The organism is Streptomyces sp. ISL-36, from assembly GCF_018614205.1.
In the GTDB taxonomy this organism is placed as follows: domain Bacteria; phylum Actinomycetota; class Actinomycetes; order Streptomycetales; family Streptomycetaceae; genus Streptomyces.
The window spans coordinates 114,194-137,125 of sequence record NZ_JAGGOS010000046.1 but is presented as its reverse complement, the minus strand read 5'-3'; the positions used below and the strand labels follow the sequence as shown (position 1 = coordinate 137,125).

Annotated in this window: 14 protein-coding genes; 13 read left to right on the top strand and 1 reads right to left on the bottom strand. The window is 73.8% G+C overall.

What is annotated here, in order from left to right; translation table 11 throughout:
- Positions 1-95 precede the first annotated feature (95 nt).
- The 9 genes from J7E93_RS12615 (at position 96) to gntD (ending at position 17,759) form a co-directional block, all read left to right on the top strand.
- Positions 96-3,065 (top strand): amino acid adenylation domain-containing protein, encoded by a 2,970-nt coding sequence (locus tag J7E93_RS12615; RefSeq protein ID WP_215068554.1) that lies wholly within the window; start codon positions 96-98, stop codon positions 3,063-3,065.
- Between the two features lie 63 nt (positions 3,066-3,128).
- Positions 3,129-4,529, top strand: coding sequence for a condensation domain-containing protein (locus J7E93_RS12610; RefSeq protein ID WP_215068552.1), 1,401 nt, complete (start codon positions 3,129-3,131; stop codon positions 4,527-4,529).
- 268 nt (positions 4,530-4,797) lie between these two features.
- Positions 4,798-5,382 carry an isochorismatase family cysteine hydrolase gene (locus J7E93_RS12605; RefSeq protein WP_215068550.1) on the top strand — a complete coding sequence of 195 codons (585 nt, stop codon included), beginning with the start codon at positions 4,798-4,800 and terminating at the stop codon, positions 5,380-5,382.
- A gap of 107 nt (positions 5,383-5,489) precedes the next feature.
- Complete coding sequence (gene hypE, locus J7E93_RS12600; RefSeq protein ID WP_215068548.1) at positions 5,490-6,515, top strand: hydrogenase expression/formation protein HypE; 1,026 nt, start codon at positions 5,490-5,492, stop codon at positions 6,513-6,515.
- Positions 6,516-6,528: 13 nt separating this feature from the next.
- Positions 6,529-8,979, top strand: a complete 2,451-nt coding sequence (gene hypF / locus J7E93_RS12595; protein ID WP_308368428.1) for a carbamoyltransferase HypF — start codon at positions 6,529-6,531, stop codon at positions 8,977-8,979.
- A gap of 23 nt (positions 8,980-9,002) precedes the next feature.
- Positions 9,003-10,460 carry a hypothetical protein gene (locus J7E93_RS12590; RefSeq protein ID WP_215068546.1) on the top strand — a complete coding sequence of 486 codons (1,458 nt, stop codon included), beginning with the start codon at positions 9,003-9,005 and terminating at the stop codon, positions 10,458-10,460.
- Entirely contained in the window at positions 10,457-11,158 is a 702-nt protein-coding gene (locus J7E93_RS12585) for a gamma-glutamyl-gamma-aminobutyrate hydrolase family protein (protein ID WP_215068544.1), read from the top strand. Before J7E93_RS12590 ends, J7E93_RS12585 begins: the two co-directional genes overlap by 4 nt.
- 96 nt (positions 11,159-11,254) lie before the next feature.
- Entirely contained in the window at positions 11,255-16,684 is a 5,430-nt protein-coding gene (locus tag J7E93_RS12580) for a non-ribosomal peptide synthetase (RefSeq protein WP_215068542.1), read from the top strand.
- A gap of 61 nt (positions 16,685-16,745) precedes the next feature.
- On the top strand, positions 16,746-17,759 hold the full coding sequence (gntD, locus tag J7E93_RS12575) for a guanitoxin biosynthesis L-enduracididine beta-hydroxylase GntD (RefSeq protein ID WP_215068540.1): 1,014 nt from the start codon (positions 16,746-16,748) through the stop codon (positions 17,757-17,759).
- A gap of 63 nt (positions 17,760-17,822) precedes the next feature.
- On the opposite strand, the gene J7E93_RS12570 is transcribed toward gntD, so the two are convergent.
- Complete coding sequence (locus J7E93_RS12570) at positions 17,823-18,818, bottom strand: LuxR C-terminal-related transcriptional regulator (protein ID WP_215068538.1); 996 nt, start codon at positions 18,816-18,818, stop codon at positions 17,823-17,825.
- A gap of 293 nt (positions 18,819-19,111) precedes the next feature.
- On the opposite strand from J7E93_RS12570, the gene J7E93_RS12565 reads away from it, so the two are divergent.
- The 4 genes from J7E93_RS12565 (at position 19,112) to J7E93_RS12550 (ending at position 22,878) form a co-directional block, all read left to right on the top strand.
- A complete protein-coding gene (locus J7E93_RS12565) occupies positions 19,112-19,432 on the top strand; it encodes a hypothetical protein (protein WP_215068537.1) in 321 nt (106 codons plus the stop codon).
- Positions 19,433-19,686: 254 nt separating this feature from the next.
- Positions 19,687-19,881: a hypothetical protein gene (locus J7E93_RS12560; RefSeq protein ID WP_215068535.1), complete on the top strand. Its 195-nt coding sequence runs from the start codon at positions 19,687-19,689 to the stop codon at positions 19,879-19,881.
- Positions 19,882-20,034: 153 nt separating this feature from the next.
- Complete coding sequence (locus J7E93_RS12555) at positions 20,035-22,533, top strand: AAA family ATPase (RefSeq protein ID WP_215068533.1); 2,499 nt, start codon at positions 20,035-20,037, stop codon at positions 22,531-22,533.
- Positions 22,534-22,662: 129 nt separating this feature from the next.
- Positions 22,663-22,878 (top strand): MbtH family NRPS accessory protein, encoded by a 216-nt coding sequence (locus J7E93_RS12550; RefSeq protein WP_215068531.1) that lies wholly within the window; start codon positions 22,663-22,665, stop codon positions 22,876-22,878.
- Positions 22,879-22,932: the final 54 nt, after the last annotated feature.

Sequence of the window (22,932 nt, the reverse complement as noted above, 5' to 3'; positions counted from 1 at the left end):
CCCGGCACCCTCCTTCCCCCCGCTTCCCGCTGCCCCCTTTCTCCCTTCCCCCCTTCCCCCCTCACCCTTTCCTTCCAGGTTCTTCAGGAGTTGACGTGTCATCGGAGCGTGCCGGAGGCGCCGTCGGGCGCGGGTTGTCCCCTCACGGAGCCGTCTACCGGGTGCCCGAGGGCGCCGTTCCCGATGAAGGGGCTGCGGCCGGGGTCCGGCTGTGGAGGGAGTCCGTCGCCGGGGCGTGGGACGGTTCTGTGGCCGAGCGGCGCCGGGCCGCCGAGCTGCATGCGCCGCTCGGCGGAGCAGGTGTCAGGGCCGTGCTCCTTGAGTACGCGGACGGTGTGCGCGACCTCGTTCTCGTCGGGGACCGTCCGTTGGACGCTGTCGCCGCCGCGCTGCTCGGTGACCTCCGCTCGGCGGAGGTGCTTCCCGTCCCGGCGCCCCTCGACGGCTCCCTCGCGGCCCTCCGCGTCGAGCTGCCGGGCGCCACAGTGGCCGCCGACCTGGCCGCCGCGTTCGCGCTCGTGCTGGCCCGCTCGTGCGGCGCCGAGCGGCCGGTCCTGGACGTCCACGAGGACGGGACGTACACCGCACTCCTGCCGGGCGAGGCCGACGAGGACCGTACGGTCGCGGAGTACCGGACCCGCGCGGCCGCCCCGCGCCCGGCCGGCGACACCGCGACGGACGCACGGGGCACCGCACCGGCCACCGACACCGACCCCGCATCCGATGCGGGCGGCACCGCACCCGATGCCGGCGGCACTGCCACCGCACCGGCCACCGACGCCGACCCCGCATCCGATGCGGGCGGCACCGGCACCACACCGGCCACCGGCACCGACGGCACCGCACCCGACACCGGCGGTACGCGCTTCGCGCTCCGGACGGACCCGCATCCGCACCACCTGCCCCCGCTCGACCCCCGCCACGCCCTGACCGTGCACACCGCCGAGAGCTCGGCGACCGCCACCGCCTGGTACCGGCCGCAGCAGATCCCCACCTGGCGGGCGGGGACCCTGGTGCGCCAACTCCACACCGCCTACGCCGAGCTGACGTCCGGTGCCCAGGACCGCCCGCTCGCAGAGCTGGACGTGATCGGCGCCGCCGAACGGCGCCGCATCCTCGACCTGGGCGCCACCCCCCGTACCCCCGTCCGTCGCCGAGGGACCCTGCACGAGCAGGTGTTCGCGCGCGCCGCCGCCGACCCGCACGCCGTCGCCCTGGTCGACGGCGACACCACCGTCACCTACCGCAGCCTGGTCCGCCGGGCCGGCCGCCTGGCCCACGCCCTGCGCGAGCTCGGGGTCGCCCCCGGCGACCGGGTCGGCGTCTGCCTGGACCGGGGCGCGGAGCTGGTCGTGGTGCTGCTCGCCGTCCTGACCGCCGGAGCCGTCTACGTACCGCTGGACCCGACAAGTCCGGCCGACCGCCTCGCCTCCACCGCGCAGGACGCGGGCCTGAACGTCGTCCTGGTCGACACCGCGGACGGCGCCGCCCCCTTCGAGGAGGGCACCGCCGTGCCGCTCGCCCGCCTCCACCGGCTGGCCGCCGACGCGCCGGAGGAGCCGCCCGTCACCGGCGCAGGGCCGGACGATCCCGCGTACGTCATCTACACCTCCGGTTCCACCGGCCGCCCCAAGGGCGTCGTCGTTCCCCACCGCAACGTTTCCGACCTGCTGAGCGCCACCGAGACCGACTTCGGTCTCGGCCCCGGCGACGTCTGGTCGTGGTTCCACTCGGCGGCCTTCGACTTCTCGGTCTGGGAGATCTGGGGCTGCCTCCTCACCGGCGGCCGGCTCGTCGTCGTCCCCTACTGGACCTGCCGTTCCCCCGAGGACTTCCGTGACCTGCTCTCCAAGGAGCGGGTGACCGTCCTCAACCAGACGCCGTCGGCCTTCGCCCGGCTCCTCGAACTGGAGCGCGCGCCGCGGCCCGCCCCGCTGGACGTGCGGCTGGTGATCTTCGGCGGGGAGCCGCTGGACGCGCGGTCGCTCACCCCCTGGTTCGACGCGCATCCGGAGTCCGCGTGCCGGGTGGTCAACATGTTCGGCATCACCGAGACGACCGTGCACGTCACCGCGCAGACCGTCACCCGTGCCGAGGCGCTGACCGCGTCCCGCTCGGTCGGCCGCGCGATCCCCGGCTGGTCGGTACGGGTCCTGGACGGCCGGGGCAGGCTGCTCCCGCCCGGCTCGCCCGGCGAGATCGCGGTGGCCGGGGACGGCGTGGCCCTGGCCTATCTGAACCGCCCCGAGCTGACCGCCCGCCGCTTCGTGCCGGACCCCGACGACCCCGACGGCACCGGCCGCCTCTACCTCAGCGGTGACCTGGGCGCCCTCCTCCCGGACGGCCGGCTGGAGCACCTGGGCCGCCTCGACGACCAGGTGAAGGTTCGGGGCTACCGCATCGAGCTGGGCGAGATCAGGAACGTCCTCCTCACCCACGAGGCCGTCGTCGCGGCGGCGGTCGTCCTGGGGCGGGACGCCTCCGGGGAGGTCCGCCTGGACGCGTACGCGGTGCTCGACGGCGCGGACACGGGGGAGGTGCGGCGCCACGCGGCGCGCCTGCTGCCGGAGTACATGATGCCGACGACTCTGACGCGCGTGGACGCGCTGCCGCTGACCGTCAACGGGAAGGTGGACACGGCCCGGCTGCCCGCCCCGGAGACCACTCCCGCGGGAGCGGCCCACGCAACCGAGCTCCACGCTCCCAAGCCCCACGCGGCCCCCACCGCCCCGGAAGGCCCCACCGCCCCGGAAGCCTCAGAAGCCCCCGCAGGGCCTGCCGTACCCGCCGTATCCGCCGTATCCGCCGTACCCGCCGTACCCGTCACACCCGACGTACCGGCCGCCCCCGGTGATCCGGCGCTCGACGGTGTGCTCGCCGTCTGGCGCGAGCTGTTCCACGCCGAAGTCGGCCCGGACGACGACTTCTTCCACCTCGGCGGCAACTCGCTCCTCGCCCTCCGGATCGTCCGGCTGCTCAAGGACCGGGACCTCGTGGTCGGGGTCCGCGAGGTGTACCGGCTGCGCACCCCCGCCGCGGTCGCCCGGTTCGCCGCCGGGAGCTGAGGCCGACGGGTCGGGGATCCTCCTGACTGCCCCGCGGCACCCCCGTGTTGGTCCCATCGACGTATGACGGGAACACAGGTGGACAGGACGGATCCGGCGGCCCGCGCCCGCCTGGAGGCGGCGCTGCTGCGCCGCCGCCGGGGAGCGGCCGCCGAGGGCATACGGGTGCTTCCGCGCCCGGCGGGGGAGTTGAGGTTCCGGGCCGCGGTGACCCAGGAGGGCATGTGGCGGGGGCTCGCGGGGAGCAGCGGCCCCGCCCCGGCGATCCTGGCCGCCGTGCGCCTGTACGGGGCGCTGGACGTCGCGGCGCTGGAAGAGGCGTGGAACGCGGTCGTGGCCCGGCACGAGACGCTCCGCAGCTCGCTGCGGGTCGAAGCGGGCGTCCTGACGCAGGTGGTCGTTCCCGAGCTGCGCCTTCCGGTGGAGCTGACGGAGCTGACCGACCCGGCGGACTTCGGTGCGTTCGTGTGGAAGGAGGGCGACCGGCCCTTCGACCTGGAGCACGGGCCGCTGGCCCGGCTGAAGCTGCTCCGTCTCGGCGCGGACGACCACATCGTCTTCCTGATGGTGCACCACATCATCGGGGACGCGCGGACGGTCGAGGTCGTCGTGCGTGATCTCGGCGCCTGCTACGTCGCCGCGACCGCGGGCGTACCGGCCCCGCTGGAGCCGCTGCGCGTGCAGTTCGCCGACTTCGCCGCCTGGCACCGGGAGCGGCTCGACGGGCCGCGAGGGGCCGAATTGATCGCCTACTGGGTGGAGCGGCTGGCCGGCGCCGAGCCCGCCGTGCTGCCGGCCGACCTGGAGCTGCCGCCGGTCCCCTCCCAGCGGGGCACCGGCATCGACGTACCCATGCCCGACGAGCTGTACGCGGCGATCCGGCGGCTCGCCAAGGAGCGCTCCACCACGCTCTACACGGTGGGCCTGGCCGCCTTCACGGCGCTGCTCGCCCGCCGCTCGGGCCAGGCGGACATCTGCGTACGGGCGCCGATCTCGTTCCGGGACACCAGCGACGTACGGGACCTCGTCGCGGACTTCTCCAACGACGTGATCGTCCGTACCGGTCTCCGCGACGATCCGACGCTCCACGAGCTGCTGGAGCGGATCAAGGCCGGCACCGCCGCCGACTTCGCCCACCACGACCTGCCGCCGCACCTACTGGAGCCGCACCTGCCGGACCCGGGGCTGCTCGCCCGGCTGTTCCATGTGCAGTTCACCGCCGAGGAGGAGTTCGACACCCCGGACACCCTCGGGGACCTGCGGATGGAGCCGGTCGTGCCGGAGCGCCAGCACGTGCTGCGACCCCTCAACATCCGGCTCCGGTACGACGCCGAGCGCGCCCACTGCATCGTGCTCTACCGCACCGAGCAGTTCACGGCCGGCCGCATCGAGGAACTGATGCGGGAATACCACGGCCTCCTGGCCGAAATGGTGCGGACTCCGGAGAACCGCGTCTTCGGCTGAACCGCTTCTTCGCCGTACGCACTTCTTCGGCCGTACGCACTTCTTCGGCCGTACGCACTTCTTCGGCCGTACGCGCCTCTTCGGCCGCACCGCGTCACCGGCCGGAATCGCGTCTTCCGATGGTTTTCCCCACCCCTCCGGGTGGTGGCTGTCGGGGGTTTCCCCGACTACTTCCGGACACGGTTTCCGGGAGATTCTTCGGCCCATGGAATGCGCCTCGCGGCGACGCTCCGCGAGGAATCCACGCTCGCTTTTCGAGGAGATACGAATGAGCAAGATCGCTGTTCTCACCAACGACCTCCAGTACGACATGGTCCACAAGAACCAGGAGCGCATCGACGCCGTCACCGAGGCCACGCCGGCCTTCTCCGGCTTCCTCCACGAGATGCGCAAGCGTGGCCACCACATCGTGCACCTGCAGCTGATCAACCTGCCCGACGACCCGAACGTGGAGCTCCACAACGGCCGCGTGCCCTCGCAGAAGGGCAGCCAGGGCGCCGAGATCCTGCCGGTCTTCCTGGAGGACACCGACATCCTCGTCGAGAAGAACAAGGACAGCGGCTTCTACGAGACCGACCTGCACGAGCGCCTGCAGGCGCTGGGTGTCGACACGGTCCTGGTGACGGGCATGCAGGGCCAGATCTGCGTCCAGACCACCGCCGCCGACGCGTTCTTCCGCGGCTACAACGTCTACGTCCCCAGCGACTGCGTCGTCTCCGCCAAGGAGGCCGACAAGGTCCGCGCCCTGGACTGGCTGGCCGGCTACTGCGCGACGGTCGTCGACTCCGCCGAGATCCTGCGCCTGATCGACACCGACGGCGAGCTGCCGCGCAAGGTCGTCCAGACCCCGTGACCCCGCATCGCCACGGGAATTGAACCGCGATTCCTGAAAACCGGCCGACGGACGGGTTCTCCTCCGTCGCGCCATCCACCTACAGCCGAAAGAGACGGCTCGCTGCAATGAGCACGAAGTCCTTGCTGGATCAGAAGATCGTCCTTGACCACGGCACCGGGGCCCGACTCAGTCGGGAGCTGGTCGATTTCGTGGTGGATGTGCTGGGTGACGTCTACACGGGGGAAATGGAGGACAGTGCGATGCTGCCGGTCCCGGCCGGCAACATCGCCCTGACGACCGACTCCTTCGTGGTCGACCCGCCGGTGTTCGGAAACGGTGACATCGGGAAGATCGCCGTCTGCGGCACGGTCAACGACCTCGCCGTCGTCGGCGCGAAGCCCGAGTACCTGACGCTCGCGATGATCCTGGAGACCGGCCTTCCGATCTCCACCCTCCACCGCGTCCTGGAGTCCGTCAGGGACACCGCCAAGGAGGCCGGCGTCAAGATCGTCGCCGGTGACACCAAGGTCGTCGGGGTGGGCGAGGCGGACAAGATCTTCCTCAACACCACCGGCGTCGGCGTCTTCCACCGTGAGCCGCTGCGCATGACCTCGGTCCGCCCCGGCGACCGCATCATCCTCAGCGGCCCGATCGGCAACCACACCGTCCACCTGCTGTCCGTCCGCGAGGGTCTCGGCTTCGAGACCAACGTCCTCAGCGACTGCGCGCCGCTGAACGGGATGATCGACGGCCTCGACGGGCTCATCGAGCGCGGCGCGGTGCACTCCATGCGCGACGTCACCCGCGGCGGTCTCAACGCCGTCCTGCACGAGTACTCCTCGGCCGTCGGCCGGGTCGTCTCCGTCCAGGAGGAGGCGCTGCCGATCGAGTTCGCCACCCGCATGGCCTCGGACATGCTCGGCATCAACCCCATCAACGCGGCCAACGAGGGCTGCCTGGCGCTCTTCGTCGCCCCCGAGGCGGTGGACGAGGTCCTGGCGGCCCTGCACGCCCACCCGTACGGGAAGCACGCCGTGGTCATCGGGGAGATCACCGACCGGGCCGAGGCGAGCGTCGAGATGACCGGCGTCGACGGCAAGGTCACCACGATCGAGGAACTGCAGGGCGCGGAACTCCCGCGTCTCTGCTGAGCGGAGCGGTCCAGTGCAGCAGCAGACCATCGACACCGAGGCCACCGAGGCGACTGCGGCCACCGAGTCCACTCAGGCCACCGAGGCGACTGCGGCCACCGAGTTCACTCAGGCCACCGACGCCACCGGTACGAGCCAGTGGCTGATCCGGGTCAACGGCGTGGTGCAGGGCGTGGGCTACCGGCCCTTCGTCCACACCCTCGCCCACCGGCTCGGACTGACCGGCTGGGTGCTCAACGACAACCACGGTGTGCAGACGCTGGTGTGCGGACCGTCCGATGTGCTCGAAGCCTTCCGTGAGGCGCTGAGCGCCCAGGCCCCACCCCTTGCGCGGGTCAACGAGGTGCGGGTGGAGAGCCGCGACGACACGGCGCCGGCCGGCGCGTACAGCGGATTCGAGATCCGCGAGAGCGTACGCGACGGCCGGGCCGGGACCATCGTGGCGCCCGACTCGCACGTCTGCGACGCGTGCCTGGCGGAGGTGCGCGACCCGGCGGACCGCCGCCACCGCTACCCCTTCACCAACTGCACGCACTGCGGCCCCCGTTACTCGCTCATCCAGCACTTGCCGTACGACCGGGAGCAGACCACCATGGCGGTCTTCCGGATGTGCGAGCGGTGCCGGAGCGAGTACGAGGACCCCGCCGACCGGCGCTATCACGCCCAGCCCAACGCCTGCCCGGCCTGCGGGCCCCGGCTGACCCTCGCCTCGGCCGAGGGCGAGGTGGCCCGCGACGACGAGGCGCTGACCGCGACGACGGCGGCGCTGGCCGACGGCCGGATCGTGGCCGTCAAGAGCGTCGGCGGCTTCCACCTGGTCGCGGACGCCCGCAACGCGGAGGCCGTCGCCCTCCTGCGCCGGCGCAAGCGGCGCGACTCCAAGCCCTTCGCCCTGATGGTCGAGGACATCGCGTCGGCGGCCCGGTTCGTCGAGCTCGACGAGGGGGACGGGGAGCTGCTCGGCTCCCCGGCCCGCCCGGTCGTCCTGCTGCGCAAGGTCGCGGACCTCGCGCTGCCGGAGTCGATCGCCCCGCGCAACCCCAACCTCGGCGTGATGCTGCCGTCCGCGCCGCTGCACCACCTGCTCCTGGAGCGGCCCGGTCTCGACGTCCTCGTGATGACGAGCGGCAACATCTCCGGCAGCCCCATCGCCTACCGCAACGAGGAAGCGCTCCGCGACCTCTTCGAGGTGGCCGACCTGGTCCTGCACCACGACCGGGACATCCACATCCGGGTCGACGACTCCGTCGTCCGCCGCTCGGTCCACCCGGAGCTCGCCGAGCCGCTCGTCAGCTTCGTCCGGCGGGCCCGCGGCTACGCCCCCTACCCCGTACCCGTCGCCGAGGACCTGCCCCAGATCCTCGCGTACGGCGCGGAGCTCAAGACCACCGTGGCGCTCGGCTCCGGCCACGAGGTGTACGTCAGCCAGCACATCGGCGACCTGAAGAACGACGAGACCTTCGCCTCGCACCGGCAGACCGCCGCTCACCTGGCCGGCCTGTACGAGCTGGAGCCCACGGTCGTCGCCGTCGACATGCACCCCTCCTTCCGGTCCCGCGTCCTCGCCGACGACGAGGCCTCGGGCGAGGTCTTCCCGGTCCAGCACCACCACGCCCACATGGCCTCCTGCATGGCGGAGAACCGGCTCGACGGGGCGACGCTCGGCGTCGTCTTCGACGGCACCGGTTACGGCGAGGACGGCACGATCTGGGGCGGCGAGTTCCTGCACGGCTCGTTCGCCTCGGTGGACCGCGTCGCCCATCTGCGGCCGATCCCCCTGCTCGGCGGCGACAAGGCCGTCCACGAGCCGGTCCGTACCGGATTCGCCCTCGCCCTCGACGCCTTCGACGCCCCGGACGCCGCCCACGCGGCCTTCCCCGCCCTGCACGTCCTGGACGAGCAGGCCCGGCACGTCTACACCACGATGGTGCGCCGCTCGATCAACGCGCCCCTCGCCTCCAGCATGGGACGCCTCTTCGACGGCGTCGCCGCCCTGCTCGGCGTCTGCACCCACGCCGAGTACGAGGCCCAGGGGCCGATCGAGCTGGAGGGTCTCCTCGGCCGCGACCTCACCCTCGCCCCCGCCGAGGCGTACGCCTTCGGCCGTACCGAACGCGCCGGCGCGGTGGAGATCGACCCGCGTCCGGTGATCCGCGCCATCGCGGCCGACATCGCCGCCGGCACGGCCGTGGAGGTCGTCAGCCGCCGGTTCCACTCCTGCGTGGTCGCCATGGTGACCGAGCGGTGCGAGGAGCTCCGCCGGACGCTCGGCACGCAGCAGGTGGTCCTCTCCGGCGGTGTCTTCCTCAACGAGTTCCTGCTGGTCAACTGCCTGGTGGAGCTGCGCAGGGCGGGCTTCGACGCGTACGTCCACCAGCAGGTCCCGACAAACGACGGCGGTATCGCGCTCGGCCAGGTGATGGTCGCCGGCGCCCGTCTGCACGAGAGGACGACGAACCCGTGACCACCGATGGAAAGGACACGTCCATGCCGTACTCGAGCCCGACCCTCGGCGACGTCATGCGCCTGCTGGTACGGAACGAGGACCACGCGAACCGCACCCTCAGCATGGTCCCCTCCGAGACGGCCATGTCAGGGATCGCGAAGCTGCCGATGATGCTCGACGCGTACCACCGCTACTTCTTCAACGAGAGCGACAACCCGGACGGCTGGCACTTCCGCGGCGCGCAGCACCTGCGCGACCTGGAAATGGGTCTGACCGTCCCGCTCCTGGAGGAGCTCGGCCGCGCCGACTACGTCACCGTCCGCCCGCTCAGCGGCCTGAACGCCATGACCCTGGCGCTCGCCACCCTCGGCGGCGAGCCCGGCTCCACGGTCGTCACCATCAGCCCCGCCCTCGGCGGCCACTACGCGACCCCGCAGGTCGCCGAACGGCTCGGCCTGCGCGTGGAGTTCCTGACCGGCGACGACCCGCACGCCCTCGACCTGGACCACGCGGCCGAGGTGCTGGCCCGGGTCCGCCCGACCCTGCTCTACGTCGACCAGTCGCACTGCCTCTTCCCGCTGGACGTCGCGAGCCTCGTCGCCACCGTCCGCGCGGCGAGCCCCGAGACATTGGTGCACGTCGACGCCAGCCACTGGCTCGGCCTGGTCCTCGCCGGGGTGTTCCGCAACCCGCTGGACGAGGGCGCGGACAGTTTCGGCGGCTCCACCCACAAGACGTTCCCCGGCCCGCAGAAGGCGGTCCTGCTGACCCGGAACAAGGAGGTCGAGCGGCGCATCCGCGAGACCCAGGACTACTTGATCAGCAGCCACCACTTCGCGGCGACCATCAGCCTCGGCATCTCCCTGCTGGAGTTCCGCGACTTCGGCGGCGCCGACTACGCCCGGGCCGTCGTCGCGCACACCCGCCGCTTCGGGGAGCTGCTCACCGAGCGCGGACTGACCGTGGTGGCGGCGGACCGCGGCTACTCCGCCGGGCACCAGCTGTGGCTCGACCCCGAGCGGGACGGCGTCCCCGCGAAGGTGGCCAGCGACCGGCTCTTCGCCGCCGGCCTGCGGGTCAACTTCATGGCCGGCCTGCCGGGCTTCACCGGCCAGGGCGTGCGGATCGGCCTCAACGAGGCCACCTACCAGGGCCTTTCGGGTGAGGACTTCACCGAACTGGCCGACATCTTCGTGGCCGCCGTGCGGGCCACGGCGCCGGCCGACGAGCTCGCCCGCCGCGTCGCCGCACTGCGCACCCGTACCCCGTACGGCGCCCCGCTCGGCGCCGACTCCCCGCTGCTCCAGGACGCCCTGGCCCTGTGCGCCGCGTCGCTGCGCACGCTCCCGGCGGACACGCTCGCTGGGGACACCGTCCAGGCGGAGGCGCTCCCGGCGGACGCGCTCACCGGGGACACGGTCCCGGCGGAGGGCCTGGTGGTCACGGTTCCCGCGGTCCCGGCAGGCGTCGGCGTCGGAGTCGGAGGCGGCGCCCGATGAGCCGTCCCGTCATCGGCATCGCCGCGTACCAGGACCGGGCCCGGTGGGACATCTGGGACACCCAGGCCACGATGATCCAGCAGAGCTACGTCCGTGGTGTCGCCGCCAACGGCGGCCGCGCCGTCGTCCTGCCCCCCGACGACCTCGACGCCGACGTCCTGGACCGGCTCGACGGACTGCTGCTGCCCGGCGGCGCCGACATCGACCCCGACCGCTACGGACAGCCCCGCCACCCGCGGACCGACCCGCCCGCGGCCGGCCGCGACGCCGGCGAACTGCTCCTGCTGCGCGCCGCCCTGGAGCGGGACCTGCCCGTCCTCGGCGTCTGCCGAGGCCTGCAGCTCCTGACCCTGCTGTACGGCGGCACGCTCCACCAGCACCTGCCCGACGTCCTCGGCCACACCGGGCACCTTCCCGAGCCCGGCGTGTTCGGCGAGCACCCGGTGCGCTTCGCCGAGGGCTCCCTCGCCGCCTCCGTCTACGGCCCCGAGGCCGTCGTCAACTCCCACCACCACCAGGGCATCGCCGACGCGGGCACCCTGCGGGTCACCGGGTACAGCGACGACGGACTCGCCGAGGCGGTGGAGGACCCGGCCAAGAGGTTCGTCCTGGGCGTCCAGTGGCACCCCGAAGTCGCCCAGGAGGACCACCTGTTCAGCCGGTTCGTGGCGGCCTGCGCCGCCCCGGCCCTGCTGTGACCCCTGCCGCGACCCCGGCCCAGACCACACCCCGACTCCGACCCGATCGGCCCGCTGTCACGGCGTACGGCCGCAGCTACCCCAGGAGCACCTTCCGTGCACACAGCGCTCCGTCCCCGCGGCGGGACCTTCGTCGACATCCTGCGCGACCGCGCGGACGGCACACCGGACCGCACGGCCTTCGAGTTCCTCACCGACAGCGGTGAACTCGTCCTCAGCTACGCGGACATCGACCGCAGGGCCAGGGCCGTGGCCGCCGCGCTGTCCGGGCGTGGACTCACCGGTGAGCGCGCGCTGCTGCTCTACCCGCCGGGCGTCGACTACGTCGTGGGGTTCCTCGGCTGTCTGTACGCGGGTGTGGTCGCCGTCCCCGTCCACCTGCCGACCGGGCGGCACGGCGTGCCGATGGTCCTTGCCGCCGCCACGGACGCCGGGGCGGTGCTCGCGCTCAGCGACCGCGCCACCGCGACCGCGCTGGACGCCCAGTACCCGGAACTGGCCGCCACCGCCTTCCCCGCCTGGCTCCTCACCGACGAGCTGCCCGCCGGCCTCGCCGAGACCTGGGACGGGCGGGGACCGCGGCCGGACGCGCTCGCCTTCCTCCAGTACACCTCGGGCTCGACCGGCCGCCCCAAGGGCGTGATGGTCCGGCACGGCAACCTGGTGCACAACTCGGCCACCATCGGACAGGCCGTCGGCTCGGGCCCGGACAGCCGCGGCGTGAGCTGGCTGCCGCCGTACCACGACATGGGGCTGATCGGCGGCATCCTGCAGCCCCTGTACGCCGGCTTCCCCAGCGTCCTGATGGCCCCGATGACCTTCCTGCGCAGGCCGCTGCTCTGGCTCGACGCCATCAGCCGCACCCGGGCCACCGTCTCCGCCGCCCCCGACTTCGCCTACCTCGAATGCGTACGGCGCATCGGCGAGGAGGACCGGGCCTGCCTGGACCTGTCCAGCTGGCGGCACGCGATGATGGGCGCCGAGCCGGTCCGCCCCTCCACCATGGCCGCGTTCGCCGCCGCCTTCGAGGTCTCCGGCTTCTCCCCGCGCGCCTTCCACCCCTGCTACGGCCTCGCCGAGACCACGCTGTTCGCGACCGGCGGCCCGACCCGTGGCGGGGCGCCGCGCGTCCTCGACCTCAGCCGCGACGCTCTCGAACGGGGCCGTGCCGAGGCCGCGGGCCCGGACACCGGACCCCGTCTCTCGCTGACCGGCTGCGGCACCCCGCAGGGCGAGGACCTGGTTCTCGTCGTCGCCGACGGCCGCCCCTGCGCCCAGGGCGAGGTGGGCGAGGTGTGGATCAGCGGCCCGTCCGTCGCCGCCGGGTACTGGGAGCGCCCCGAGGAGACCTCCCGTACCTTCCACGCGACCCTCGACGCCCACCCGGGGTGCACCTTCCTGCGCACCGGGGACCTCGCCTTCACCTCCGAGGGCGAGCTGTTCATCACCGGCCGGATCAAGGACCTGATGGTGGTCCGCGGCCGCAACCACTACCCGCAGGACATCGAGCAGACCGCCGAACGGGCCCATCCGCTGCTCCAGCCGACCCGCTCCGCCGCCTTCTCCGTCGACGACGGCGGCGAGGAACAGGTCGTCCTCGTCCACGAGGTGGCCCGCGGCTTCACCCCCGACGACGCCCCGGGCGTCCTGGCCGCCGTGCGCGAGGCGGTGGCCGCCGAGCACGGCCTGGCGCCGCGCGAGATCGCCCTGGTGCGCCTCGGCACCATCCCCCGGACCACCAGCGGCAAGATCCGCCGCTCGACCTGCCGCGAGCTGTGGGCATCGGACGGCCTCAAGCGGGTCGCCGCGGCCGCGCCGCGCGCCACGACCACCCCGGCGCAGGGCGCCTCAGGCTCGTCGGCTCCCGCGGCCGCCGGCTCGGCCGCCCCCTCGGCCTTCACCGAATCCGTCACCGAAGCCGTCGCCGCCGTGCTCGGCACGCCGGCGGCGGAGCTCGACCGGGCGGTGCCGCTCATCGCCCTCGGCCTGGACTCCCTGCGCGCCGTCCGCCTCGCCGCCGCCCTGCACCGGTCGACCGGCGCCGAGGTGCCCGTGGAGCGTCTGCTGGACGGCCTGACCACCGGCGAACTGGCGGATCGCCTCGACGGATGGCGCGCGGCGGAGGCGACGGACGCGGCCGACGGTGTCGCACGGACCGACGGTGTCGTACGGACCGACGGAGCCGTGCTGACCGACGGCGACGTATTGACCGACGCAGGCGCCCCCGTGCGGGCCGGCCGGGCCCAGGAGTGGATGTGGCTCCTCGCGGAGATGGGGGCGGGCAGCGCCTACCACATCACCGGTGGCGTCCGGCTGCGCGGACCGGTCGAACCGGGCCTGCTCACCGGGTGCCTGAGCGCCCTCGTCGCCCGCCACCCCACGCTGCGGGCCGCCTTCCACCCCACGCCGGACGGCACCCTGATGGTCACGGCCCGCCCCGCGGAGCCGCTCGGCATCGAGGTCGTCGACGTGTCCGCGGAGCCCGGCCCGGCTGCCCGCGAGGAGGCCTGCCGGGCGGCGCTCACCGCGCTCGGCGACGCCCCCTTCGACCTGGCCTCCGGCTCCCTGCTGCGCGCCGTCCTGGTGCGCCTCGCCGCCGACGAGTGGTGCCTGGGCCTGGTCGCCCACCACATCGCCGTCGACGGCTGGTCGCTCGGCGTGCTGCTGCGCGAACTCGGCGCCGCCTACAAGGACGCCCTGGCCGGCCGTCCGAGTCCCGCACCCCTGCCGTCCCCGCGCCCGTACGTGTACGAGGCGGAGGAAGCCGCAGCGGCCGAGGCGTTCTGGTCCGGTGTCCTCGACGGGGCGGCCGCGCTGGAACTCCCGCTCGACGTCCCCCAGCCCGGCAGCCAGTCCTGGCGCGGCGCCTCGCTGCCGTTCGAGGTCGGAGCCGAGCAGGTCACGCGCCTGAGGAGCTACGGCTCCGCGCGCCGCGCCACCCCGTACATGGTGCTGCTCTCCGCCTTCGCGACCGTCCTGTCCCGCTGGACCGGGCAGCACGACGTCGTGGTCGGCACCCCGGCCGCCTGCCGCACCCGCCCCGGCACCGCCGAGGCGCTCGGCCTCTTCGTCAACACCCTGCCGCTGCGCGTCGACCTGTCCGGTGCTCCCACCTTCGGCGAACTGGTGGGCCGGGTCCGGGACCTGTGCCTGGCGGCCTACCCGTACCAGGACTACCCCTACGACGAGATGGTCCGCCTGGCCGGGGCCGAGCGCTCCGGCGGCCGGCCGCCGCTGGTGCGTGCCGCCCTGGCCCTGCAGAACACGCCGCTGGCCGCCTGGCAGGCCGGCGAGGTCCACGCTGAGCCCTTCGAACTCCCGTCACCCGGCGCGCAGTTCGAGATATCGCTGCATCTGACCGAGCAGCCCGACGGGCGGCTCGCCGGGCACGTCGTCTACGCGGCCGACCTGTTCACCGAGGACACCGTCCGCCGGCTGCTCGACGCCTTCGCCACCGTCCTGGACGCCGCTCCCCGGCTGCCGGGCGCCGTCGCCGCCGACCTCCCGGTGCTGCCGGAGGCCGACCTCCGGTGGATCGTGGAGGAGCTGAGCGGCGCCCGCGGCGCCGAGGCGCCCCCCGCGCTGCTGCACCAGGCGTTCGAGGCGCGGGCGGACCGGGACCCGACGGTCCTCGCCGTCGTCGACGAGGAAGGCCGCCTCACCTACGGCGAACTGGAGGAGCGCGCCAACCGGATCGCCTGGCTGCTGCGCGACCTCGGCATCGGGCCCGACCAGGCCGTGGCGATCTGCCTGCCGCGCGGCACGGAGCTGGTGGCCGCGCTGCTCGGCGTCCTGAAGTCCGGCGGCGGCTATCTGCCGCTGGACCCCGGCTACCCCGCGAGCCGGCTCGCCGCCCAGGTGGCGGACGTACGGCCCGCCGTGCTGCTGACCACCGGCGACCTGGCCACCGGTCTGCTCGCCGACGTGGTGGCGGCCGACACCGGAACGGCCGACGGCAGCCCGGCCCACGCCAGCCCGGCCCACGCCGGCCCGGCCCACGCCGGCCCGGCCGACGGCAGCCCGGTCCTGGCCGGACCCGTCGTGGTCCGGCTCGACGAGGGCGCGGCCGACGACCGTCCCACGACCCGCCCCGCGCCCGTGTCGTCGCCGCGGAACATGGCGTACGTCCTGCACACCTCCGGTTCGACCGGCCGCCCCAAGGGCGTGGTGATGGAACACGCCGGCGTCGTCAACCGCATGGACTGGATGCGGCGCGCCCACCACCTCGCGCCGGGGGAGACCGTCCTGCAGAAGACCCCGGTGGGCTTCGACGTCTCCGGCTGGGAGCTGTGGTGGCCCCTCAGCGCCGGCGGCACGATGGTCCTCGCCCGCCCCGGCGGCCACCAGGACCCCACGTACCTCGCCGAGCTCATCCGGCGGGAGTCCGTCGCCACCTGCCACTTCGTACCGTCGATGCTGCGCAGTTTCCTGGAGGAGCCCGCCGCGCGGGAGTGCGCGGGCGTGCTGCGCCGGGTCGTGTGCAGCGGCGAGGAGCTTCCCCCGGCGGTCGCCGCGCGCTTCCACACGCTCCTCCCGGGCGTGGAGCTGCACAACATGTACGGGCCCACCGAGGCCGCGATCGAGGTCACCGCGTACGAGGTGAAGCCCGGCGACACGGACCGGGTGCGGCTGCCGATCGGCGGCCCCGCGCCCGGGGTCCGGCTGTACGTGCTCGACGAGCGCGGCCGGCCGCTGCCGGTCGGTGTGCCCGGCGAACTCCACATCGGGGGCGTCCAGGTCGCCCGCGGCTACCTCGGCCGGCCGGGTCTGACGGCCGAGCGGTTCGTCCCCGACCCGTACGCCGACGGCGGGCGGCTCTACCGGACCGGGGACCGGGCACGCTGGTCCGCGGACGGCACCATCGACTTCCTGGGGCGCCTCGACGGGCAGGTGAAGATCCGGGGCCACCGGGTCGAGCCGGCCGAGGTCGAAGCGGTCCTCGGCGGCCACCCGGCGCTCGCCGAAGTGGCCGTGGTGGTACGGACCGTGGCGGACGAACCCGCCCTGGTCGGCTACCTGGTGGCGGCCGGGGACGAGATCCCCTCCGGCGAACTGCGTGCCCATCTCGCCGAGCGGCTGCCCGCGGCGATGATCCCGTCCGCCTTCGTCTGGCTGGCCGAACTGCCCACCGGTGCCAACGGAAAGCTGGACCGCGGTCTGCTGCCGGAGCCCGGCCGGCGCCGCGAGAGCGCCGCGGTCGCCCCCAGGGACGCGGTCGAGCGCGAGGTGGCCCGGATCTGGTCGGAGGTCCTCGGTCTGCCCGAGGTGTCGGTGAACGACGACCTGTTCACGCTCGGCGGCCACTCGCTGCAGGCCACCCGGATCGTGGTGCGGGTCCGGTCCGCCTTCGGCCTCGAACTGCCGCTGGCCGGGCTCATCAGCGGAGAGCTGACCGTCGAGCGGATCGCCGACGCGGCGCGCACCGGCCGGATCGAGCCGGCCGACGACGAGGAGGTCGAGCGGGCGCTGGCCGAGCTGGCCTCGCTGACCGACGCCGAGGTCGCCGCGCTGCTGGCCGAGGGCTGATCCGCGCGGGCCGGCCGCGCCGCGCCCGCCCTTCGTACCTTCGAGATCGAAAGAGAGAACCATGTCGTCCGTCCTCACCTACGACCTGTCCGCCGCCGAGACCGACGAGCTCGAAGCGGTCGTCGCCCGGCTCCTGGAGACCGGTCTCGACCCCGCGGAGCCGTCCTTCAGCGACGAGCTGTGGCGGTTCGTGCCGGATGTGCCCGCCGGCCTGCGCTCCTTCCTCCACGGCTTCCGTACGAGGGAGCCCGCCGCCGCGTGCATGGTGCGCGGTCTGCCGGTGGACGACCGGCGCGTCGGGCCCACCCCGCTGCACTGGACGGCGGCCGCCGAGTCCACCTCGACCCGCCGGGAGGAGGCCTACCTCGCCCTGCTGACGGCCTGCCTGGGCGATGTCTTCGGCTGGTCGACGCTCCAGCGGGGCCGGCTGGTCCAGAACGTGCTGCCGATCCCCGGCGAGGAGGGAGAGCAGAGCGGCCACGGCAGCGACGTGCTGCTGGAGTGGCACACCGAGGACGGCTTCCACCCGTACCGGTGCGACTACCTGGGCCTGTTCGGCGTCCGCAACATCGACGCGGTGCCGACGACGCTGGCGTCCGTACGGGATGTGAAGCTGAGCGAGGAGCACCGCGCCCTGCTGCAGCAGAAGCGGTACTTCATCCTTCCCGACGACGAGCACCTGCGGCAGCTGCGGGCCGTCGACCCCGACGCGCCCTCGCTGGCGAAGCTCCAGCAGATGCGCGACGAACCGGAGGCGGTGGCCGTGCTGTTCGGCTCGCCCGAGGACCCGTACCTGCGCATCGACCCCTTCTTCATGCGGCACACGCCGGGCGACGACGAGGGGCGGGCCGCGCTGGACGCGCTCGTCGCCGGTCTCGACGAGGTGCAGGAGGACGTGGTGGTCGGCGCCGGCTCGCTGCTCTTCGTGGACAACTACCTGGCGGTGCACGGCCGGCGCGCGTTCCGGTCCCGCTACGACGGGACGGACCGCTGGCTGAAGAAGACGGTCTCCACCCGCGACCTCCGCAAGTCCCGTGAGCTGCGCGGCCACGCGCAGGACCGCGTCTTCGCGTGACACCGCGTCCGGGCCCGGCCGCACGACGACTCCCGTCGTCGCGCGGCCGGGCCCGTGGCCGTGTCAGACGGAGCCGGCGGGCAGCCAGCCGCGGTGGGCGGCCAGCAGGCCGGCCTGGAAGCGGCTCTTGGCGCCGAGGAGCTCCATCACGTCGGCGGCGATCCGGCGCGCCGTGCGCGGCGAGACGCCGAGGCGCTTGGCGATGGCCTCGTCCGTGTGGCCCTGGCTGAGCAGGCGCAGGGCCTCCCGCTCCTGGGCCGTCAGCCCCCGGGAGTCGCGGGGCTTGGCCTTGCCCAGCGGCTCACCGGACTCCCACACCCGGTCGAACAGCGCGCACAGCGCCGCCAGGGTGCCGTGGCCGCGCAGGACGACGGCGCTGGCACCGGCGTCCTCGCCGTCCACCGGGATGATCGCGGCCGACCGGTCGATGATGATCATCCGGATCGGCAGGGACGGTACGGTCCTGATCTGGCCGCCCGCCTCGGCGAGCCAGTCCGCGTAGGCCACGCTCGGGTGGTTGTTGCGGATGCTGTCCAGGTACACCGTCCGCATCCGTACCCCGCGCGCCAGTACCTCCGCGTCCAGCGGCTTCGACGCCTCCAGCGTGGCCGCGTCCTGCGCGCCGTCCGGGGCGAAGGACATCACCTCCTCCTTGATGCCCTCGGTCAGCCGGGCTATCTCCGCGCGTATCTCGTCGATGCCGACGAGGAGTTGTTCACCGGGCCGGGTGGCGATCGGCCGGTTGGCGTACTCGACGATCATCTGCTCGGCGAACGCCCTGGACTCCGCGATCCGCTGCTGCTGCGCGGCCAGTTCGGCCTGCTGCCGGGCGAGCAGCGCCTCGAAGCTCACCTCGGGGCTGACGACCTGGAGCCCCGCGGGGTCGTCGGACGGCCCCCGCAGCAGGCCGAGTGCGCTCAGCTGGTCGAGTCTGGCCCGGAACTGTTCGGCCGTCAGGCCGATCGTGGGCGCGATATCCGCGATCTCCCCTTGTGGACGGAGCAGGAGTGTCCGATACACCCGTTCCGCGATTTCATCGAGCCCGAACGTGGTCAGCATTCTGGGACCCTCCCCCGCGTGCTACTTATCGAAATTGGCGTCACGATAACACCCCCCGCGTTCCTGTGAGATGAATATCGAGCGCGATCGGGATAGGGCGGTCAAAACGGTTCTATCGGGCATTTTGGATGACTGGTCGCGGTGGGTGCCTCGTGCATCTATGCACCGAATTTCGGCCGCCTATGTCCGGTTACCGGTCCCTTCCGAAGCAGGCCGGGACGCTTTCTGCCATGGCAGAAAGCGTCCCGGCCATTTCTCTGGATGCGCGCTCGCACTCCCGGCAGAGTCGGGGGATGTACCTGATTCACGCCCACCTCGAACCACCACCGGGGGCGGCTGTACCCGTGGACGCCGACACGCGCGTGTGCGCGCTCGGACGGCCCGAGGAGCGTGTGCGCCACGGCTCCCTGCACGCCGACGCCCAGCCCCACCCGGTCCTCGGTCTCTTCGTGGCGGCCCCCTCGCTCGCGGCGGCCGAGGCCGTCGCCCGCGAGGTGTGCGAGCGCGCCCTCGACCTCGATCCGGCGCTCCGGGGCATCCGGCTGCTGCGCTGCGAGGCGCCTCTGGTCGCCCCGTACTACGAAGGGCTGCTCACCCCGCCGGCCGTCGACTAGCCCGGGCCGGCCGGGCCGGCCGACGGGGCCGGGCCGGGGGGTGGACGCATTATGCAAAGGCCGGTTCGTGCAGGCTCCGACCACTGACAAGGCCGCCGGGGGGCGGCAAGGATGGTGATCGCCGGCCGGGAACGAGGCCCGGAACGGACCTCCCGGTCCGCTCCTGGGCCCGAAGCCCGGAACGTGCCTCCGGATCCGCTCCGGAGCAGCACCGCTCGGAACAGGCCAATCGCGCACCCTCAAGGAGCCCCGTCATGTCGAAGACCCTCGCCGCCCGCGTCGCCGCCGTCGTCCTCACCGTGGTCGCCGCCTCCCCCGCCCTCTCCGCCGCGGCCGAGGAGCAGCCCGCCGCGCCGACGACCACCGCCGTGGCCACCGTCGCCACCGCGGCCGCCGACGCACCGGCCGCCGCCACCACCGCCGCCGAGCGCACCCTCGGCTGGCAGTAAGAAATGGGCACGGGAATTCCTGCGGCGAAGGCCGGGGAATTCGGGATCGGCGCCCAGATCCATTCAACAGACCGAAAGGCACCTGCCTTGTTCGCTGATGTCCGGGCTCACGAATTCGACGCACCCGACCAGAAGAACGTCCGACCCGAGGAAATGGCGAACGCGCTGACCTCGGAATCCCTTTTCGAAGCACCGGACGGCCCGCCCGCGCGCCTCGCCGTCGTCGAGATCCCGGGCGAGCGGTGGAGCGGCAAGACCTCCCTGCTGAGCCGGCTCGCCCGCGATGCGGCCGCCCTCGGCTGGCGCACCGCCGCAGGCCACGCGACGACCACCCTCGCCGCCGTCCCGTACGGCATCTTCGTCGACGCGCTCGACGACCTCCTCGTCCGCTTCGACACCGACGCCCTCTCAGGCCCCGCCCGCCACCACATCGGCCGGCTCGCCGGGATCTTCCCCGCGCTCACCGCGGCGGCCCCACCGCTCCGCCCCGACAGCCCCGCCGACCGCTACCACGCCCTGCGCGCGGTGCACGCGCTCCTCGAGGCGCTGGCCGCCGAACGCCCCCTGCTGATCACCCTGGACGACGCGCACCGGGCCGACCACGCCTCCCTGGAACTGCTCGCCCACCTGCTCAGCCACCCGCCGGCCGGGCCGATCGTCCTCGCGCTCGCCCACCGCCCCCGCCAGGGCGACGGCATGCTCCGGAGCCTGCTCGCCGAAGCCGCCGTACACGGCCGTCTGCGCCGCGCGCCCACCGTGCCCCTGAGCGAGGAGCAGGCGCTGTCGCTGCTGCCCGACGACCTCAGCAGGGTCCACTGCGAGACCCTGCTGGCCGAGGCGGACGGCAACCCCGGCCTTCTGCGCGCGTTCGCCGCGCTGCGCGCGGTGCCCGCCCCCTCCGGCAGCACCGCGTACCCGCTCCCCATCGAGGTCCTCACCGACTGCCTGCGCGACTTCCGCGGCCTCACGCCCGCCGGCTGGCTCGCGGCCCGCTCCGCGGCCGTGCTCGGCGAGCCCTTCGACGTGGCCGCCGTCGGCCGGGTCGCCCAGCTGGACGGCGCCGCCCTGCGCGGCGCACTGGACGAACTGCTCCGCGAGGACCTCGTCCAGGGCACCGCCCTCGCCCGCGGGCTCCGCTTCCGCAACCCGCTGCTGCGCGCCGCCGCCTACCAGTCCGCCGGTTCCGGCTGGCTGCAGGGCGCCCACGAACGCGCCACGGCCCTGCTCACCCCGCGCGACAGCGCCTCCGTACCGCTCGCCCGGCATCTGGAGCACAGCGCCGTCGAGGGCGACGCGGCCGGCGCGGGCATCCTGCTCACCGCCGCCGCCGAGCAGCTGTGGCACGACCCGGCGCAGGCCGCCGCCTGGACCCGGACCGCGATGGACCTGGACTCGGCCGCCGGACGGACCCCCCGCGCACGGCTGCTGCTTGGCCGCGCGCTCGCCCTGACCGGCCGCCTCCGCGACGGCCTGACGGCGCTCACCACCCCCGCCGACACCGCTCCCGCCGACACCGCTCCCACCGACACCGCTCCGACCGACACCGCTCCGGACGCCCGGTGCGGTTCCGATGCGCGGGCCGGTTCCGGCCGCCGGTCCGTCCCCGAAGCGCACGCCGTCCTCGGATCGCCCACTGGCCCCGACGCCTCCGCCGCCCACCGCTGCCGCGCCCGTATCTGGCGGCTGCTCGGCGACAACAGGGCCGCCCTCGCCGAACTGGACGCCGCCTCCCGCCTGCCCGGCGCCGACGAGGCGAGGGCCCGCGCCCGGCTCCTCGGCGAGCGCCTCGCCCACGCCCTGGAGACGGGGGAGGGCCCGGACGCCACCGACCGCGCCGCGACCGAACGCCCCCTCGCAGGCCAGCCGTTCGCCGAACTCCGGCCCGCCGAACGCGGCCGGTTGCTGGCCCTTCTCGCCGCGACCGCCGTACGCACCGGAGCCACCGACCGGGCCCGGGAGTACGCCGACGGGGCGGCCCCGCTCCTCGACGCGCTCCCCGACGGCGTCGCCGTCCGCCACCTCGACGGCCTGTACTGGCTCGCCGCCACCGAGTCCGCGCTCGGCCGGGCCGAGTCCGCCGCCGCGCACTTCGACCGCAGCCTGCGCATCGCCGAGGCCCGACGCCTCACCGGCGTCGTCCCGCAGCTCGCCATGGCCATGGCCCGCCTCCTGCTCGAAGCGGGCGATCTGGCCGGCGCGGTACGGCACGCCGCCTGCGCCGAGACCAACGCGGCGGCCGTCGACTCCCCGTACCTCCTGGGCCTCGCCCTCGCCCTCAAGGACGAGGTGGCCGCCGCCGCCGTGCCGCAGCCCCGGAGCCGGCCCGAGCCGGGCCTCGCCACGCTCAGCAAGCGCGAGCTGGAGATCGCGGTCCTCGTCAGCGGCGGACGCACCAACCAGCAGATCGCGCGTGCCCTGGAGCTGAGCCACAAGACGGTGGAGACCCATCTCGGCCGGATCTTCCGGAAGCTCGACGTCTCGTCCCGGGCCGAGGTCGCCGCCGTCGTCGGCCGGTCCGAACGCCGGGGGCAGGGCCCGGACCCCGTCACCGCCCGGCCCGCGGCCCATCAGGAGAAGCCCCGACATTACAAAGCCACGGCCCCCGGGTTGACTTACGGGCACCGGAGCCTGCAGCCGCAAGTCGCCTGGTGAACAAGGTGGGGCGCCCCGTGAGCGCGTCGCACCGCCTGTCGGCGTTCACCACCCTCGACGGCCCCGGTGCGCGGCGGAGCAACGGCCCGACCGCGTCAACTGGCCCCAGTCGAGCGAGAGGGAACACCCATGTCTGACGAGCGCAGCGAGCAGCCCGAGTACCGCGTCGTGCGCAACGACGAACTCCAGTACTCCATCTGGCGTGCGGACGCCGAACCGCCCGCCGGCTGGCGGATCGAGGGCACGGCCGGCAGCCGCGAGGAGTGCCTGGCGCACATCGACGAGGTGTGGACGGACATGCGGCCGCTGAGCCTGCGCGAGGAGATGGCGGCGACGGCCGGCTGACCGGCCACCGTCCCGTCCGCCCCGGCACGCTCGGCGCATTCGGCCGCCGCCCCG

What these genes read in the sequence shown, in the direction of transcription:
- J7E93_RS12610 (WP_215068552.1), top strand. Translation starts at nt 3,129, where the DNA reads ATGACGGGAACACAGGTGGACAGGACGGATCCGGCGGCCCGCGCCCGC.
- J7E93_RS12605 (WP_215068550.1), top strand. Translation starts at nt 4,798, where the DNA reads ATGAGCAAGATCGCTGTTCTCACCAACGACCTCCAGTACGACATGGTC.
- hypE (WP_215068548.1), top strand. Translation starts at nt 5,490, where the DNA reads ATGAGCACGAAGTCCTTGCTGGATCAGAAGATCGTCCTTGACCACGGC.
- J7E93_RS12590 (WP_215068546.1), top strand. Translation starts at nt 9,003, where the DNA reads ATGCCGTACTCGAGCCCGACCCTCGGCGACGTCATGCGCCTGCTGGTA.
- J7E93_RS12585 (WP_215068544.1), top strand. Translation starts at nt 10,457, where the DNA reads ATGAGCCGTCCCGTCATCGGCATCGCCGCGTACCAGGACCGGGCCCGG.
- gntD (WP_215068540.1), top strand. Translation starts at nt 16,746, where the DNA reads ATGTCGTCCGTCCTCACCTACGACCTGTCCGCCGCCGAGACCGACGAG.
- J7E93_RS12570 (WP_215068538.1), bottom strand. Translation starts at nt 18,818, where the DNA reads ATGCTGACCACGTTCGGGCTCGATGAAATCGCGGAACGGGTGTATCGG.
- J7E93_RS12565 (WP_215068537.1), top strand. Translation starts at nt 19,112, where the DNA reads ATGTACCTGATTCACGCCCACCTCGAACCACCACCGGGGGCGGCTGTA.
- J7E93_RS12560 (WP_215068535.1), top strand. Translation starts at nt 19,687, where the DNA reads ATGTCGAAGACCCTCGCCGCCCGCGTCGCCGCCGTCGTCCTCACCGTG.
- J7E93_RS12555 (WP_215068533.1), top strand. Translation starts at nt 20,035, where the DNA reads ATGGCGAACGCGCTGACCTCGGAATCCCTTTTCGAAGCACCGGACGGC.
- J7E93_RS12550 (WP_215068531.1), top strand. Translation starts at nt 22,663, where the DNA reads ATGTCTGACGAGCGCAGCGAGCAGCCCGAGTACCGCGTCGTGCGCAAC.